Genomic DNA, 18,201 nt, shown 5'->3' on the forward strand with positions numbered 1-18,201 from the left:
TCGTGGTTGTTCGGACCGGCGCGCTTTGCCTATTGGTGATCGCCGCTCACCAGTAGAGGGTTCGATATCGAACGCTTCCCTGAATTCTGCCGACCAGGTTGCCGGTCACCCACATCCATGCGCCGCGGCGTCGTCGCGACCAACCCCATGGCCATACGGGGGCGGTTGCGGCGACCACGGCGACGTGAATGGGAAACCACCACCATTGCCGGCCCGGTGCACCGTGCTGCTTGGCTGCGCGTGCCTCGGCGCATCCGTACTGTGCTGCCTGCGAATAGGATTGGCGCATGCTGGTCCGAAATCGATATGCCACCGTAGCAGCGGATGCCCAGCCGAAACGGTATCCGGCGGCCTGCACACGCCAACAGAAGTCGACGTCGCTGCCCGCCGTCGGATACGACTCGTCCCACCCGTCCACAGCGTCGAACACGGTTCTGCGAACCGCGAGATTGCATCCGAAACTCATCGGCAGGTGCCGCCCCAGCACCACCGGTGCCGAGGGGTCCGGTAGAGCTCGCCACGATGCAACGACGGGGTCGTTCAGCGTGTCCCGCTCGAGCGGGCCGCCGACCAGATCGGCCGACCTCATCGAATCCACCAACGACTGAGCCCATTCGGGATGCACCGCGTCGTCCTGATCGCAGTAGGCGATCGTGTCGTATTTCGCAGCCCTCGTACCCACGTTGCGCGCATGCGAGGTTCCGGGAAGATCGAACGAGTCGACTACTCTGAGCGACAACTGCTCGCGCGACGGATGGGCTCCGACGTACTCGTGTAGTTCGGGGCTGTTCTCGTTGTCACTGATGATCACCTCGAGCGCATCGCAGTATGTCTGTTCGGTCAGGGCGGCCAATTGCACCTCGATGTCCGGCAGGGCGTCGAAGGCCGCGATGACAACCGACAAACCTTTCATCGCATGTCCTCTCGCAACTCTCCGACTGTGGGGGTGCCGCTGCCGTCCACGACACGGGTCAGCAGGGCGATCATCGCGTCGGCGACTCGGCGCACAGTCGATTCATCGAACAACGCAACCGGGTACAGGATGTTTCCGGTGACTCCGTTCGGTTCTCGTCCCGATCTGTGTTCGCGCAAGGTCACCTCCAATTCGTGTTTGGCGACGGTCCCCTCGACCACCACCGGCGAAATCCGGGTACCGCCGATATCGATCCCGTCACCCGTGTCGAGCGCATCCTGAACGATGAGAGTTGCAGGAAACAGCGGGTTTTCGGCAAGTGAGGCTGTGATGCCCAGTGCGTCCAGGAGAGTCGGTGCCGAAATGTCCGGAGCCGACAGCGCGGCCGAGAGTTGTTTGCGCACGTGCACCACGAGGTCCGCGAACTCGACGTCGTCCCGCACGTCGAGACGCATCGGTACATCCTCCGAGAAGTTACCGACCACGTGCTCCAGATCGGGGTGCGGACGGTTCGAGTTGGCCGTGGCCACGCTCACGTCGCCGTCGCCTGCCACATCGGCGAGCACCACTGCAAACGCGGCTTGGAAGACCGCGAACGAACCGCTTCCGAGTCGTCCGGCGTAGGCGACCAGATCGCGATGGAGATCGGCACCGATCTCGAGTTCGACCACTGCCCCCTCCGACTGCCAAGATGCAGGCTTCGGCCGGTCGGTCCGCAGTTGTGGCCGCGGCGATGTCCGTCCGAGGCGCTCGACCCAGTACGCGAGTTGCCTCGTGTACTCACTGTTCTCGTCTTCTGTTGAGCCCAGCACGTTCCGACGCCACGCTGCAAAATCACGAAAGCGGATGGCCGGCGGCGGTACGTCGTATGTTCGTCCGGCGTTTCGTGCTGCAAGTGCGCCCAACATGTCCGCCACGAGCGGACCCATCGATTGTCCGTCCGCGCTGAGGTGATGCACGACGAGCGCCAACACCACGACATCGCTCGAAAGGCGAAAGATGCTCGCCCGCAGCGGAAGTTGGGTCTCGACGTCGAACGGTCGCCAGCCGAAGTCTCTGAGCTCCGCCGCAACTCGGTCGGTATCGCAATCCACGGCGAGAACCTCGATCCTCGCCGCGTCGGCAGCCACGACGTCGAGGCGATAGCCGTCCGGGCCGGTGGGGTGAAGGGTGCGGAGGGATTCGTGCCGTGTGACGACGTCGGCGATGGCTCCTCGCAGAGCGTCGAGGTCGATCGCCGCCTCCAGTCGCACCGCGAAGGGCACGTTCCAGTCACCTGTTGCGCGTTGGGCCATCGCTACCCGAATTCTTTCCTGCGATGGTGCCAGCCGTACGTCCGGATCGCCGTTCAGACGTACCAGAGGAATCGCGTGTTCCGATGCCCGCGTTTCGATGTCCGCGGCCACGTCCTCGACCGAGTGGTGATCGAACAGGACGCGAACCGGCACTGCCCTACCCAGTTGTTTCTCGACGAGAGCGATCACTCTGGTCGCCCCGAGTGACGTGCCGCCCAGCTCGAAGAAGTTGTCGTCCAACCCGACTCGAGCCGTCGATGTCACCTCCGCGAGCGCGTTCGCGACCACCGTCTCCTCGCGCGTCCGGGCGGCGCGGAACGGGCGTTCGGCCATCTCGGGCAACGGCAACCGCGAGCGGTCCACCTTTCCGTTGGCCGTCGTCGGTATCGAATCGATCCGAAGAACACGACGCGGAATCATGTACTCGGGGAGCGCACCTCGTAGTCGTCCGGGCAGCGCATCGAGATCGAGGTCTGCGGTGCCGACCACGTGAGCGACGAGCCAGGCATCCGCCGTTCCCGAAGCGACGACGCCCACAACGGCCTCGTCCACGTCGTCGTACTTGCGCAACGCCGATTCGATTTCCCCCGGTTCGATCCGGAAGCCTTGCACCTTGACCTGCCGGTCGGCGCGTGAAATGTAGTCCATCGACCCATCCGTACGCATGCGCACCAAGTCCCCGGTGCGGTACATCCGCGTCGACGGCGAGTACGGGTCGGCGACGAACGACGTAGCCGTGCGAGCGGGGTCTGCGTGATATCCGCGGGCCAGCTGATCACCGGTCACGTACAGCTCGCCGACTGTCGACCGCGGCACCGGCCGAAGCCGTCGATCGAGCACCCGGACTCCCACGGCCGGTTGCGCTGTGCCGATGGGCACGGTCGCACCGCTACCGTCGGCATCGATCACCTCATGTCCTGTGACGCTGACAGTGGCCTCGGTCGGTCCGTACAAGTTGTGTACCGCCGCGTTCGACACCGCGGCAAGGCGACGGCACAGGTCAGCGGGCAGCACCTCGCCGATGCAGAGCACCAGTCGAACCGTCGGGGGAAACGTGGGCCGTTCGAGGAGCATCGCAAGCGATGTCGGAACCAGGCAGAGCACAGTGACGCCCGAATCGGTGATTGCCTGGGCTGTTGCCGCTGCGTCTCGCTCGGATCCTTCCGGTGCCAGTACGATTCGGGCCCCGACACCGAGCGCCCACCAGTACTCCCACACCGACAGGTCGAATCCGGCGGGGGTGTGCAGCAGAACGGCGTCGTCCGAGGTCAATCGGTAGCGATGTTGCATCCACTGCAACTGCGTCGTGACCGCGCGGTGTGGAACGGCCACGCCTTTCGGAACACCTGTAGAACCCGACGTGAAGAGGACGTAGGCAGTATCGAGCGCACGGGGAACCGGCAGTGCGACCGGCCCGCTCGTGCGGTCACCGACCGCCACCACCTCCAGACCAGCGAAGACTGAATGACTCGATGCGTCGGTCTCGGCGATCACCACCGCCGGGGCGGCGGCCGCGAGGACAGTTGCCGTGCGCTCGCGATCCGCGGGGTACACCGGGACGTACGCACCACCGGCGGCGACCACCGCATACAGAGCAACGATCTGGTCGACGCTGCGGGGGAGTGCGACAGCGACCGTCGTGTGCGGACCCACACCGCGGTGTACCAATACCTCGGCAAGTTCTCGCACGCGCGCGCAGAGCGCGCCGTAGCTGTGTTCGCTGGGTCCGTCCACTATCGCGATCTCAGACGGTTCGAGTGCCGCACGATCGAGAAATGACTGCGGCAGAACAAGATTCGACTGAGCAACCGACGTAGAGTCGATCAGTGCGAGGGTTTCCCCGACTGCGATGTCCAGGTCGCCGACCGGCGTTGTCGGCGACGCAACGAGGCTACGAAGCAGCGAGACGTATCGGGTCGCGATGGTGTCGACGGTTGTGTGGTCGAACACGTCCGTCGAATACGCCAATTGCGCATCGAGACTTCCGTCGACAGAAGGAGCCAGCGTCAGATGAAGCTCGAACTCGGCCACCGCAGTGTCGGTGTCGACAACGTCGATCGTCAGTCCCGGCAGTTGCAGGTCGAGTCTGCCGATGTTCTGAAACGACAGGGCGACTTGAAACAGCGGATGGTGTGCGCGGGTGCGCGGCGGGTCGAGCATCGCGACGACTCGATCGAACGGGGTTTCGGCGTGAGCGAAGGCTGCGAGATCTGTCTCGCGGATCGACTGCAGCACAGCATTTCCCGTAGCAGCGGGATCGACGGCTGCGCGTAACGTCACCATGTTGACGAACATGCCGACCACCGGGTCGAAACGGTCGTCGCCTCGACCCGACACCGGCGTGCCGATGAGCACATCGGCGTTGTCACCGATCCTCGACAACAGCACCGCCAATGCCGTGTGCGCGATCATGAACACGCTGGCTCCGGTGGCAGCGCCCCAGTCGCGCATGGCTGCGTGCACGTCCGCATCGACGGAGAACTCCGTGCGGCTACCGCGTCCCGACATCACCGCAGGTCGAGGGCGGTCGAAGGGGAGATCGACCGCCGCAGGGCCGGCCGCCAGCGTGGACCGCCAGAAACGCTCTTCCACCGAGACCGGCGCGGAGCCTTCTGCGAGGGTGGCGCGCTGCCACACCGCGAAGTCGATGTAGGTCAGTGCCAGCGGCGGGAAGTCGGGGCGGAGTCCGGCCGTCCTCGCGGCGTAGGCGAAAGCAAGTTCCTCGGCGAGGCGAACGACCGATACTCCATCCACCGCGATGTGGTGGAAGACCAGCGCGCACAGGTACTCTCGATCACCGGCATGGCCAGGATCCTCGACGCGCAGCAACTCGGCGCGGACGGGTGGTTCGCGCGTGACGTCGAATTCGGTATCTACCACCAGACGCACCAGTTCTGGATACGACTGCGAAGTAGCCGTTCGGGTCAGCAGTGCGCCCGCCGCACAGTCGGGTGGCAGCACTACCTGGTGCGGGCCCTCCTCGGAATCCGGGTACACCGTTCGCAATACCGCGTGACGACGCACCAAGTCGCTCAGAGCCAGGCCGAAGGCAGCCTCGTCCAGCTCACCGGTCAAGCGCATCACGAGGGGAATGTTCTCGGCCGTCGAGGACGGATCCAACCGGTTCAGGAACCACATGCGCTGCTGGGCCAGCGACAGTGGGATTCGATCCGGTACTGCCACCGTGCCAGGGACCGGGCCGACGTCGCGCGCAGACTCGGCGACCGCCTGCGCGAACGTGCGCACATCGGGTGAGTCGAACAGCGTCCGAACCGCAACGGCGCGACCCGTCGCGGCTCGCACCCTCGAGACCACCCGTGTCGCCGACAACGAGTCGCCACCCAGATCGAAGAAATTGTCCGCGGCGGAGATCCTCGTTGTCCCCAGCACGTCGGTGAAGACACCGGCCACGAGAACTTCGAGATCGCTGGCGGGAGCGACGAACTCGTGCCGAGGCAGTACCGGCTCTGGTAGTGCGTCCAGGTCGATCTTGCCCGCTCGGGTCAGTGGCAATTCGTCGATCGTAGTCACCGCTACCGGGACCATGTACCGCGGCAGCGTCTCGGCCAGCCGGGTTCGGACCGAGGTCACGTCGACCTCGCATCCGGCCACCGCGGTCACGTACGCAACGAGGGCTCGGTCGACTCCGAGGTCCCGCACGACGACTGCGCCGGCGGCGATGGTCGGATCATCGCGCAGTGCGGACTCGATCTCACCGATTTCGACGCGCTGGCCGCGAATTTTCAGCTGGAAGTCGCTGCGCCCGTGATGGAACAGAGCACCCTCCGACCAACGAACCAGGTCGCCGGTACGGAATGCACGCGACCCGGGAGGCCCGAACGGGTTCGCGACGAATGTCGCCGCAGTCAAGGCAGGTCGGCCATGGTACCCGTCCGCAACACCCGCACCGCCTACGTAGAGCTCGCCGACCACGCACGAGGGGACCACCGACAGCGCCGCATCGAGCACCTGGACTGTCGTGTCGCGCACCGGTATTCCGATCGGAACCGAACCCGTGATCTCGCCGATCGGACCGGCAACCGTCGCAGCAATGGTTGATTCGGTGGGTCCGTACGCGTTGAACAACCGTATTCCGCTGCGCACCCACCGTCGGGCGAGCTCGGGCGGACACGCGTCGCCGCCCACGACGACGACCTCGAGGTTCGGGAAGGCACTGGTTCCCGTGCCGTCGAGCGCGGTGGGGTCCAGGGCGATGGTGTCCAGGGCGCCGGGGGTGAGGAAGGCATGGGTGATTCGCCCGCGCACCAGTAACTCGGCAAGATCGTCGCCGCCGTACAGGTCCGCCGGAGCGACCACGAGCTCCGCACCTGCGCTCGAGGCGAGTAGCAGCTCCAGGATCGACGCGTCGAAACTCTGTGCAGCACCCCGCAGTACGCGGTGCTCCGGACGCACCTCGAAGCGCGTGCGCTGTTCCTCGGTGAACGCGGCCAGTCCTCGATGCGATACGGCTACCGCCTTGGGTGTGCCCGTCGACCCGGACGTGTAGATCAGGTAGGCCGTCGCGTCGACATGCAGTGATCCGACCCGCTCTGCGTCGGTCACCGGGCTGGGGTCGAGGCCGTCGAGATGGTTCAGGACAGCGGTCGAATCGACGACCACTGCCGAATCGGAATCGCAGACCGCCGCATACGCGTGCACTGTCACCACGGCTCGAGCACCCGAGTCTGCGAGCATGTGCGCAATCCGAGCCGGCGGTGTCGAAGGATCGATGGGAACGACGGTCACCCCGGCCTCCGCGACAGCGCGTACTGCCACGACCGCGTCGACGGAACGACTCATACAGACTGCGACGACATCGCCCACGCCCAGGCCCCGTCCGATGATTAGCCGTGCGAGCCGCGCGACTGCAGCTTGCACCTCGGCGGTCGACATCGTCCGTCCGGTAGCACCATCGGTCAGTGAACCGCTGCCGCGCAACAGCTCCGGGAACGTTCGTGCCGGTACGGCACAGTCGGTCGGTGGATCGGTCGGACGTTCGCGGCGCGCGCGAACGTCGATTTCGCGGACGGGGCGGTCGGGGGATTCGACGACGGCAGCGAGTACCGTCACCCAACGGTCGAGCAGCACCTGTGCAGTGGACGCGTCGTACAGGTCCGGCCGATAGATCAGTGTCAGGTCGTAGTTTCCCTCGGGTCGGCGGCGCGCGGTGAACTCGAGATCGAACCGTGCGACCGCAATGTCCATATCCGTAACGCTCACACCGGCAGGAGCGGACGCGGCATCGAGCGAATCGTCGACGTCGAGAGTCATCTGAAAGATTGGGTGGTGTGTCGGTTCACGTTGCGCAGCAACAGCATCGACAACGTCTTCGACATCGACATCGGCGATGTGCAGCGCATCGAGAAGCACGTCCCGCGCGTGCTGCACGGATTCGGTGAAGGTCGACGTCGGACGGTAACGGTCCCGCAGCGTCACCATCGTCACGAACATGCCCACTGTTCCTCGACTGGCCGGATCGGCACGGCCGGCGGTGGGCAGCCCGAGGACGATGTCGTCTCCTGCGCCCGATCGCGCGAGAGTGGTGATCAGTGCTGCATACAGAACTGCGAAGGGCGACGCCGCGACGCGACTCGCGACAGCGAGCAGATCATCGCGATCCACACCATCGGTGTGTGCCCGCGCGATCGCGCCGCGATAGGTCGGTGCCAGCGGGCGCGGGTGGTCGGGAATGGGCACACCGAGAACCGGCGCGTCGCGCAGAACGTCGATCCATCGGGCGATCTGCGCACCACGGTCGGCTTTCGCTCCTGCAGTGCGGTGCGCGAGCCGATCGTGGAATCCTGCTGCTGGAGCTGCCCATTCGGGGATCTCACCCGTGCTGCGTGCTGCGTACGCGTGCACCAGGTCGCCGCCGAGGATGCGCATCGACCAGCCGTCCGCAGCGATGTGATGCACGACGAGCACCAGCAGGGTCTCCGACTGCTTCGGTACCACCACCAACCGCACCGGCACGTCGGTCGTCAGATCGAACCCGGTGGTGACGACGGCCGTCTGTTCGTCCTCGGTGACAACACGCACGAGTAGCTCGCACGCTCGATCGTCGATTTCGGCCAGCACCAGCGGAGACGGTCCGTCGCCGTTGTCCGGGTAGATCGTCCGCAACGCCTCGTGCCTGCAGACGACGTCACGCAGCGCCCATCCGAGCGCCACCATGTCGACGTCCCGGCCCGGAACGGTCAGCGGCAGAACGATGTTGTAGGCAGCCGAACTCGGATCGATACGATTGTGTACCCACATGCGACGTTGTGCAGCGGTCATCGACAACGATTCTTCTGCAACGGCATTCGGCTCGAGAGTCGTCTGTGCGCCGCCCGCGTCCACGAGCTCGGCGAGGAGCGCTGCGGAGCGGAACTCGAAGACCGTCCGCAGTCCGATGTCGACACCGAGTCGGTGGGCAATTCCGGATACGACCACCGCAGCGGTGAGGGAGGTGCCGCCGACGTCGAAGAAATCCGAGTCGACGCCGATCGACTCGACATCGCCGTGTCCAGTATCGACAGCGGAACGCACTACCTCCAGAACGACTCGCTCGGTGTCGGTGCGGGGTGTGGTTCTGGTGCGTTCGGTGCGCACCGGTGCGGGAAGCGCTCGTCGATCGATTTTGCCGGCGGAGCCCAGTGGCAACTCGTCCAGGATCACCGTGCGGCTCGGAATCATGTGTTCGGGCAGCTGATCCCGAGCGCAGCGAGAGATGATCTCGTGATCGACGAAGCGTCCACTCTCGGGCACGACGTAGGCCACCACCTCACCGGCGGCGGACAGTTCGGCACGCACGACGACGACGACGCGTGCCACCGCCGGGTGACGGCGGAGGGCGGCTTCTATCTCGCCCAATTCGATGCGTAGACCGCGAATCTTGACCTGAAAATCCGTGCGGCCGAGAAACTCCAGAACGCCGGGGACCGTCCGGGACCACCGCACGAGATCGCCGGTGCGGTACAACCTGTTTCCCGCATCGTATGGATCGGCCACGAACCGTCCCGCAGTCAGGGCAGCACGGGATACGTAACCGAGTGCGAGTTGAACACCGCCCAGGTAGAGCTCGCCGGCGACACCCGAGTCGACAGGGTTCATCCGGGTGTCCAGCACGAGAGTGCGCGTCCTGGCCACCGGTCGACCGATAGGGACGGAAAGACCGTTCGACGGCTCGGTTCCCACCTCGTGTGCGGTGACGTCGACGGCAGCCTCGGTGGGGCCGTAGAGGTTGTGCACCGTTGCCGGCAGCTGCATCCGCGCTCGTGTCGCAGTGCTGCTGCCCAACGCCTCGCCACTGGTGAACAGAAGGCGCAGAGTCGGATGCCGACTCTCGGTCGACGCCAGGAATACATCCAGCACGGACGGCACGAAATGCACGACGGTGATGCCTTCGGCATCGATGATCGAGGCTATCCGGGCCGGATCTCGGTGAGCGTCGGGTTCGGCTACGACGGTGCGGGCACCGTTTGCGAAGCCCCAGTACAACTCCCAGACCGACACATCGAACGTGACAGGCGTCTTGTGCAGCACGGTGTCTCCTGCACCGATGGGGTACTTCGCCTGCATCCAGTCCAGGCGGTTGACGATACCTGCGTGCGGCACCGCAACGCCTTTGGGCTCACCGGTGGACCCGGAGGTGAAGATGACATAGGCGGGGTGCGAGGAATGAAGGGAGGCAACGCGATCCCGGTCCGTCACCGGTTCGTCGGAGCCGCTGTCGAGCTGCGCGGGAGTGCGCACCAGATCGGCCAGCGAAGCCGGAATGCGCGCTTCGTCCGGCGCCACTATCAGCATCGGTTCTGCGAGGTCGGCCATGGTGAGCAGTCGCGAGGACGGTTGCTCGAGATCCAACGGCAGCGCGGCACCTCCAGCTGTGATGACGGCGTGCATGACGATCATCAGCTCGATCGATCGAGGTAATGCCACACCGACCACGGCACCGGGGCCCACGCCTTCGGTGATGAAGCCACGGGCCGTACGGGCGACAGCTCGCGCGAACTCGTCGGCATCGAGAGTTTTGCCGGCCATCGTCAATACGGGATGTGCTCCGACCGGACGGATCACATCGGCGAGCGTGCGATTCGAGTCCGGCGTGTCGGGACCAGCGCTCCACTCGGATATTTCGGCGCGGCGGCTCGGGCCCAGCAGATCGAGATCGCCCACCGGGGTGGGGGCGTCCCGTACCAGGGCGTCGAGAACGCGGCGGAAGGCGGCGGCAAAGCCCGTGACGGTCGACTCGTCGAACAGATCGGTGGCGTAGGTCCACCGGATACCGAGCGGCCGGCCACTCCCGGGGGAGGGCTCGTCGACCGTGATGTGCAGATCGAAGCGCGCTACGGGTAGATCCAACGGACGGACTTCGACGTGCAGCCCGTCGTGGTCCCAGGCGGGCGGCAAGGCTTCCTGGATCGAGAGCATGACCTGGAAGATGGGATGGTGGGCCGCAGATCGATCGACGGGCAGCATGGTCACGAGGTCTTCGAAGGGTACTTCCGAGGCCGCGAGGGCAGCGACGAGCGCATCGCGGCTTCTCGTCATCGTCCGACGTACCGTGGCACCCGCGTCCACCTGAATACGAAGTGCGACGGTGGAGACGAACATGCCGACGAGGTCGTCGAGCTCCGGCAGCCCGCGTCCGTCGACTGGGGTTCCGATGACGATGTCCGACGTACCGCTCAGACGTGACAGTGTCACCGCGAGAGCCGAATGCAGTGCCGCGAACACTGTTGTGCGGTCTCGGCCCGCCACCGAGCGAAGCGACTCGACGGTGTCGGGGTCGATTTCGTCGAGCACCGACGCGCCTGCATGGGTCGGAACCGGCGGACGCGGTCGATCTGTCGGCAGAGGAAGTGGGCCGGGCAGATGCGCGAGGGTGTGTTCCCAGAATCGGTAGCGCTGCGCGATGCTCGGGTGCCGGTCGGTGTTACCGGTGCCCAACAGATCCCGTTCCCGCATGGCGTGATCCGCGTACTGGACCGGCAACGTCGGGCGGGCGAAGGGCTCACCCGAGGTACGCGCCGAATAGGCCGCGAGTACGTCGAGAAGCAGCGGCCGGAACGAGCCTGCGTCGGCTGCGATGTGGTGCACCACCACGACGAGGGTGGTTGCTCCGTCCGAACCCCGGTCGAGCGTCCAGCGCACGGGGGGATCGACCGTCACATCGAATCCGCGGCGCACCGTCGTCTCGACGTCGAGCTCGGATGCCATCGACTCGGTCGTGTCGGTGAGGGGGAGCACCCGCTGTGTGGGCTCGCCGTCGACCGCGGGATACACGGTGCGCAGCACCTCGTGCCGTTCCACCACGTCATGGATTGCTGCGGTCATCGCGTCGATGTCGAGCGCACCGGTGAGCCGAACTGCGAGGGGCAGGTTGTACAGCGGCGAAGTGAGGTCCAGCTGATTCAGAATCCACATTCGGCTCTGGCTGCGTGACAGTGGGATCGGCCCGATCCGTGGACGAGCGACCAGCGCCGGACGGGGCTGATGACCGGCCGCGTCGATCCAATGCGCGAGCCCCCGCACCGTCGGGGACTCGAACACCGCCGAGACCGGGACATCGGCCCCGAGGTCCGCGCCCAACCGAGCTGCCAGCCGGGTGGCGGCGAGAGAATTGCCGCCGAGATCGAAGAAGTCGTCGTCGATACCCGGGCCCTCGGCATCCATGCCGTCGATGCCGAGTACGGCGCGAAAAGTGTGCGCCACACGATGCTCGGTGGCGGTGTTGGGCGGACTCGCTCCGGTCTCGGGAAGCACAGGCTCCGGCAGAGCGTCTCGATCCAGTTTCCCGTTGGTGGTTCGAGGTAGCGCCTCGAGAACCGTGATGCCCGACGGAATCATGTACACCGGCAGCCATCCGCGCACCCGCTCGGTGACCGACACGGTGCTCAGATCGGCCACGTCGGTTCCCGCGTCCGGAACCACGTAGGCGTGCAGCCGCTGACCGCGTAGCACGACTACGGCGACCGCACCGATTCGCGAATCGCGCGTCAGGGCGGCTTCGATCTCGCCCAATTCGATGCGTTGACCGCGCAGCTTGAATTGTGAGTCGTTCCGACTCAGAAATTCGAGCTCGCCGTCGCCGCGTAGGCGAACGAGATCCCCGGTGCGATACATGCGATCACCGGCACCGAACGCGTTGGCCACGAACCGCTCTGCGGTCAGATCGGGCCGTCCCTCGTAATGCGACGCCAGTTGAGCCCCGGACAGATACAGCTCACCGGGTACACCCGCCGGGACGGGATGGAGCCGACGGTCGAGGACGTGAACACCGGTGCCGGACATGGGGCGTCCGATAGGCACCGACGCGCCTGCATTCGATGTACCGACGTGATCGTCGTCGCGGTGCCGCCGTCGATGAACCGTGACACCGACTGCCGCCTCGGTCGGACCGTACAGATTGTCGACCACCGCGCCGGTCGCGTCCATCGCGAGGTCGGCGGTGGCTGCGGGCAGTGCCTCACCGATGCACATGATTCGCGTCGATCGGCCGGGCGCGGTGTCGAGGTGAGCGACGAGCAACGATGGAACGAAATGGACGTTGCCGATCTCGTTGCGGCGCAGAAGATCCGAGATGTACCTAGGATCGCGGTGACCGTCTGGGCGGGCAACGACGGTGCGCGCTCCGCTGAGGACAGGCCCGAACAACTCCCACACCGAGAGGTCGAACGTCAGGGGCGTCTTCAGGACGCCGGCGTCGTCCGGGCCGGATGGGTAGTACCGCGTCTTCCAGCGCAGTTGGTGAGCAACGGCCCCGTGCGAGAGCGCAACGCCTTTGGGTGTCCCGGTCGAGCCCGAGGTGTAGATCACGTAGACATCGTGGGCAGGCCGCAGGGGCGCGATTCTGTCGGCGTCGGAAAGCGGAGCCGACGAGTGCGTACCCGAGCTCAGAGTTCGTAGATCCAACGTGTCTACGCTGGTGCCGAAATTGATTGCATCGCAGTCGGATTCGGCGATCGCAAGCTTGGCCCCGGAAGACCCTACCACCGTGGCCGCGCGTTCGCCCGGAGCATTCGGATCGAGCGGAACGTACGTTCCCCCCGCGAGCACGACCGCCCACACGGCTTCGATCATGCGCGCCGAGCGTGGAAGTGCCACCAGCACACGGGTTCCTGGGGCCACTCCGTGAGAGATCAGCGCGCGCGCCGACCGATGGATGCGTGCCGCGATCTCCTCGTAGGACGTTTCGGTACCGGTTTCGTCCTCGACGATCGCGATCCTGCCGGCACCCTCGACGAGTCCGGCCGCGAGCAGATCGGCGACGGTGCAGGCCGGTTCGTCGGTCACAGTACCGACGGATTCGACTTCGGTCGGTGTGGCGACGGCGAGATCTCCCAGTGCTGCCGTCGGATCGGCCATCGCGGCGTCGAGGATATCGGCGAACAAGTCGGCGAACCTCTCGACGGTGTTGTGGTCGAACAGGTCGTGGGCGTACTCCCATTGGATGTCGAGGCCGGATGATCGCTCGACGACGGTCATATGAAGGTCGAATTTTGCGACGGACGTCTCCAGATCGACTACCTCGACGTCGATGTCGTCCAGCTCGAAAGAGACCGGTGCCAGGTTCTGGTACGAGAACCCGACCTGTACCAGTGGATGGTGACTCGCCGCGCGGGGAGGGTTCAGGAGCTCGACGATGCGCTCGAACGGGACGTCCGAATTCTCGAACGCCTCGAGGTCGTGTTCGCGAATTTGCCGCAGCAAATCTGCGAAGGAGCGGTGATCGTCGACCTGCGATCTCAGCACGACGGTGCCGACGAACATGCCCACGAGGTTCTCGGTTGCCGGATCGTCGCGTCCAGCGACGGGAGTACCCACGGCGATGTCTATGGTTCCGGACATCCGGGCCAGCAACGCCGCGAGGGCCGCATGCACGACCATGAACGGCGTTGTCGAGTGTGCCGCCGCGCATTGTGCCAGCGCGGCAACCTGCGCGGCGTGGACGCGGCGAACCACCCTGCCGCCTCGAAGTGACGCCACCGCGGGACGCGGACGGTCGAAGGGCAGATCCAGTCGCTCCGGCAGGTCGCGCAACCGTTCCTTCCAATACGCCAGCTGTTGCGACGCAAGAGAATCCGGATCGGTGTCTCGGCCCATCTGATCGTGATGCCACATCGTGTAGTCGGCGTAGGTGACCGGCAGTGCGGGCCAGTCCGGCTCGCCACCCTCTCGGCGGGCGCGGTAGGCCGTGGCGAGATCGCGTGCGAGCGGCAGAGTGGATGACCCGTCGGCTCCGATGTGGTGCACGACGCAGACCAACACGACATCGTTGGGTTCGATCTCGAGAAGTTCGATGCGCAGCGGGATCTCACGGCTGACGTCGAAACCGGTCATCGCGACGTCCAGGGCGCGGCGGGCCGCATCTTCCTCGGACACCTGCAGCGTGACGATGTCGACCAACGCGCTCGCCTCGTCGACGTCGTGCACCTGCTGCACGGGTCCATCCGGGGTGTCCGGATAACTCGTGCGCAGGGTTTCGTGTCGACCGACCAGGTCCGTCACCGCAAAGCCCAGCGCTCGAATGTCGATCGGTCCGCGCAACCGCAACACGATCGGAACGTTGTAGGTGGCAAGTCGAGTGTCGAATTGGTTGCTCACCCACATTCGGTGCTGCGCAGGAGACAACAGAGCCGGTCCGACTCGACCCTCGGCTCGAGTCAGTGGCCGCCGCACCCTGCCACCGGTCGACGCGTCGACGGCCATCGCGTCGAGTGCGGACGCCATGCCTGCGACGGTGGGTGCCTCGAAGACCACCCGCATCGGAACGTGCACGCCGACCTTCGTGCCGAGCAGGGAAGTGAGTCGTGTTGCCAAGAGCGAGTTCCCGCCGAGTGCGAAGAAATCGTCGCCTGCTCCGTACGACTGACCGCCGGGTCGCGGACCGAGTACCGATGCGACGATCTCGGCCACAGCGCGCTCGGTGGGGGTTCGCGGTGCGACGTGTTCGGCCGGCGTCAGGTCGGGAGTGGGTAGTGCCCGACGGTCCACCTTGCCCGACGTGGTCAAGGGCAGCGTGTCGACGACGACGACGGCCGAGGGAACGGAGTGGGCAGGCAGAACGTTTCGCAGATATTCGACCACTCGGGTCCCGAGTTCGTCGGAACCGGTCCGATCCGGTTCCACGTACGCCACCAGGGTCGGTTGTCCGGCCACGGTCCGCACGTCCGCGACACCGCGTACCACTCCGGTTACGTCGTGCAGAGCTGCATCGACCTCACCGAGTTCGATGCGGAACCCGCGAACTTTGATCTGATCGTCGGAGCGCCCCAGGTAGGAGTAGGTGTCGTCGGCATTGACTCGGACGACATCACCGGTACGGTAGATGCGAGATCCGTTCTTGTCCAACGGGTTCGCGATAAATCGCGCGGCGGTCAGGCCGGCCCTGGCGTGATAGCCGATGCCTATGCTGGCGCCGAGAACGTACAGCTCTCCCACGCCGCCGTCGGGTACCGGTCGTAGGCGGTGGTCGAGCACCGCGATGCTCGTGCCCGTGATCGGACCGCCGATCGTGACGCGTTGGCCGGGAACGAGAGGGCCTGCCACCGTGGCCATCACGGTGCACTCGGTGGGACCGTAGGCGTTGTACATTCGGCGACCCGGTGCCCAACGTTCCGCCAGGGTCGGTGCGCAGGCCTCACCGCCGACGATCACGACCTCGAGGTCGACGGTTCCGGCGGGATCCACCGATGCGAGCGCCGCAGGGGTGACGAACGCATGGGTGACCCGCTCGGTGACCAGAAGCCGCCACAGGTCTTCACCGCCGTACACGTCGGTGGGGGCAATGACCATCGTGGCACCGGATGCAATTGCGAGAAGCAATTCGAGGACGGAGGCGTCGAAGCTCGGTGAGGCAAAATGCAGTGTCCGCGAATTACTTCCGACGCCATAGCGGTGTATCTGCTCGGCTGAGAACGACGCGAGCCCACGATGGCCGACGACGACGCCCTTCGGCAACCCGGTGGAACCGGAAGTGTAGATCATGTAGGCCGGATCGTCCACGTGCAGCGGACGTGTTCGTTCGGCGTCGAGGACCGGTGCCGGGGATTCCGTGAGGAATTCATCGGTCAGGATCGGCGATCCGATCTGGAGCCAAGTGATGCCGGGGTGGGTCGACACCGGCTCGTCGCTGATTCCGAGTAGTACGCCGCTGTCGGCGAGAAGATAGTCGATGCGTTCGTCCGGCAATTGCGGATCGATCGGAACGAAGGCTCCGCCGGCCTTGGTCACCGCCAATTCCGCAGTGACGGAATGCAACCCACGGCGCAGCAATACGGCCACGAACGTTCCGGGGCCCACGCCGTGATCGACGAGGACTCGAGCGAGACGGTTGGCACGCGCATCCAGCTCTCGGTAGGTATCTCGACGGTCGTGCGCGACGACCGCAACTCTGTCGCCGTGGAGTCGGACAGTGCGATCGAACATGTCCGGCAGCAGGGCAGGTTCGATCGCGGGCGGTCCGGATCGCGTCGGGACGACGGCTCGGCCCATCGGTAGGTCGACGGCCACATCGTCACCGGAAGACGAGACGAGTGCGGTGAGCAAATCGAGCAGCCGTCGATGGTGTCCTTCCAGCTCGGCCTCGCCGTACGCTGTGGGGTTGGCCTCGAGATCGATGCGAAGTCCACCGGCACCGGTGTGTACGTTCACGGCCAGATCGTCGATCGGGCCCGTCGTCAAGATGTGGGCCCTGCCCGTGCACGGTCCGAGTGCCGTGTCGCTGCGGAAGGTCATGATGTTCACCGGGGTACCGAAAAATCCACGCCCGGTGCCGATTCCAGTGGATTGCGTTGCCGCGCGCATGTCTTCGAAGCGGTAACGCTGGTGCCGCAACCCGCCCATGATTTCGCGGCCGGTGACGTCGACCAGGGAAGCGACAGTGGTCGCCGACCCGATATGCGCACGTACGGGCACCACGTTGGACACCATGCCGCCGGACCGTCGCAGCAACGCGTTGGTGCGCGCCGATACAGGTAGCGACAACGACAGATCGGACACATCGGCCATCCGGGCGACGTACAGAGCCGTAGCGGCCGCAACGAGTGCAGGCACCGTCGTGTTCCAGCGTGAACAGGCATCGTCGACGGCTCGATACAGGGCGGGTTCTATCTGGGCGCCGACCACGCGGGACCGGACGTCGTACCGGCCGCTCGATTCCGCCAACCGAACGGGCGGACCGAGATCGGCCGTCCGTTCGGCCCAATACAGAGCATCACGGTCGAAACGCGTGGACTGCCGGTAAGCGGCCTCGTCCGCGACGAGATCGGCAACCGATCCCGCCTTGTTGGGCGATACGGCACCGCCTGTGACTGCAGCGGTGTACAGCTCCGCGACGCGGTCCGCGAACACCGTGGCCCCGTAACCGTCGAGCAGCACGTGATGGATGCGGGTGTACCAGAACCACCTGTCCTCCCCGATGCGCAGCGTCGCCACTTCGATGAGGCGTGAGCCGTACATATCGAACGGCGCGGCGAACTCGGCCGACATCCACGCCAGTGCCTCGGAAACGGGGTCGTCGCGATCGCGTAGGTCGAGGTGCACCATCTTGTCGCGGAGTGTGCGGTCGACAATCTGTCGGGGTTCGGAATCGCCGCGTTCGAGGCGGACCATGACGGTGTCGAATTCCTCGGCGACGGTGCGGCCCGCGTCGTCGAGAATCGCGGTGTCCAGCGGACCACGTACGTCCACGTACTGCGCAATGGTCAGGGGCGTGAACGGGTCCAGTTCCTGCGCAAACCAAATGCTTCGCTGCGCAGCAGAAAGTGGAAACCCGTTGCCGGGATTGGACATGAGTCAGCGTTCGCCCACGCCGGCGAGAATGTGTTTATCGATTGTCGGTGTTACCGAATTGCACACGTAACTGAGCGTAACATCGCATTCGCAGGCGTGATGCACTTGTCCACGTGCATTCGGCATTCTCGAAAGATCTACATCCTCTTATCATCGACAGTTGTCGTGGCACAGTAAGTTGATTGCGAGCGAACCGCTCCGATGGATTCCCCG

General features: G+C 65.4%; 2 protein-coding genes. Both read right to left on the bottom strand.

What is annotated here, in order from left to right:
- Positions 1-46: 46 nt before the first annotated feature.
- Positions 47-913, bottom strand: coding sequence for a glycosyltransferase family 2 protein (locus QM797_RS04390; RefSeq protein ID WP_283273914.1), 867 nt, complete (start codon positions 911-913; stop codon positions 47-49).
- Positions 910-17,988, bottom strand: a complete 17,079-nt coding sequence (locus QM797_RS04395) for a non-ribosomal peptide synthetase (RefSeq protein WP_283273915.1) — start codon at positions 17,986-17,988, stop codon at positions 910-912. The genes QM797_RS04390 and QM797_RS04395 overlap by 4 nt, the downstream gene beginning before the upstream one ends.
- Positions 17,989-18,201 lie beyond the last annotated feature (213 nt).

This window comes from Rhodococcus sp. IEGM 1381 (genome assembly GCF_030056795.1).
Classification (GTDB): Bacteria; Actinomycetota; Actinomycetes; order Mycobacteriales; family Mycobacteriaceae; genus Rhodococcoides.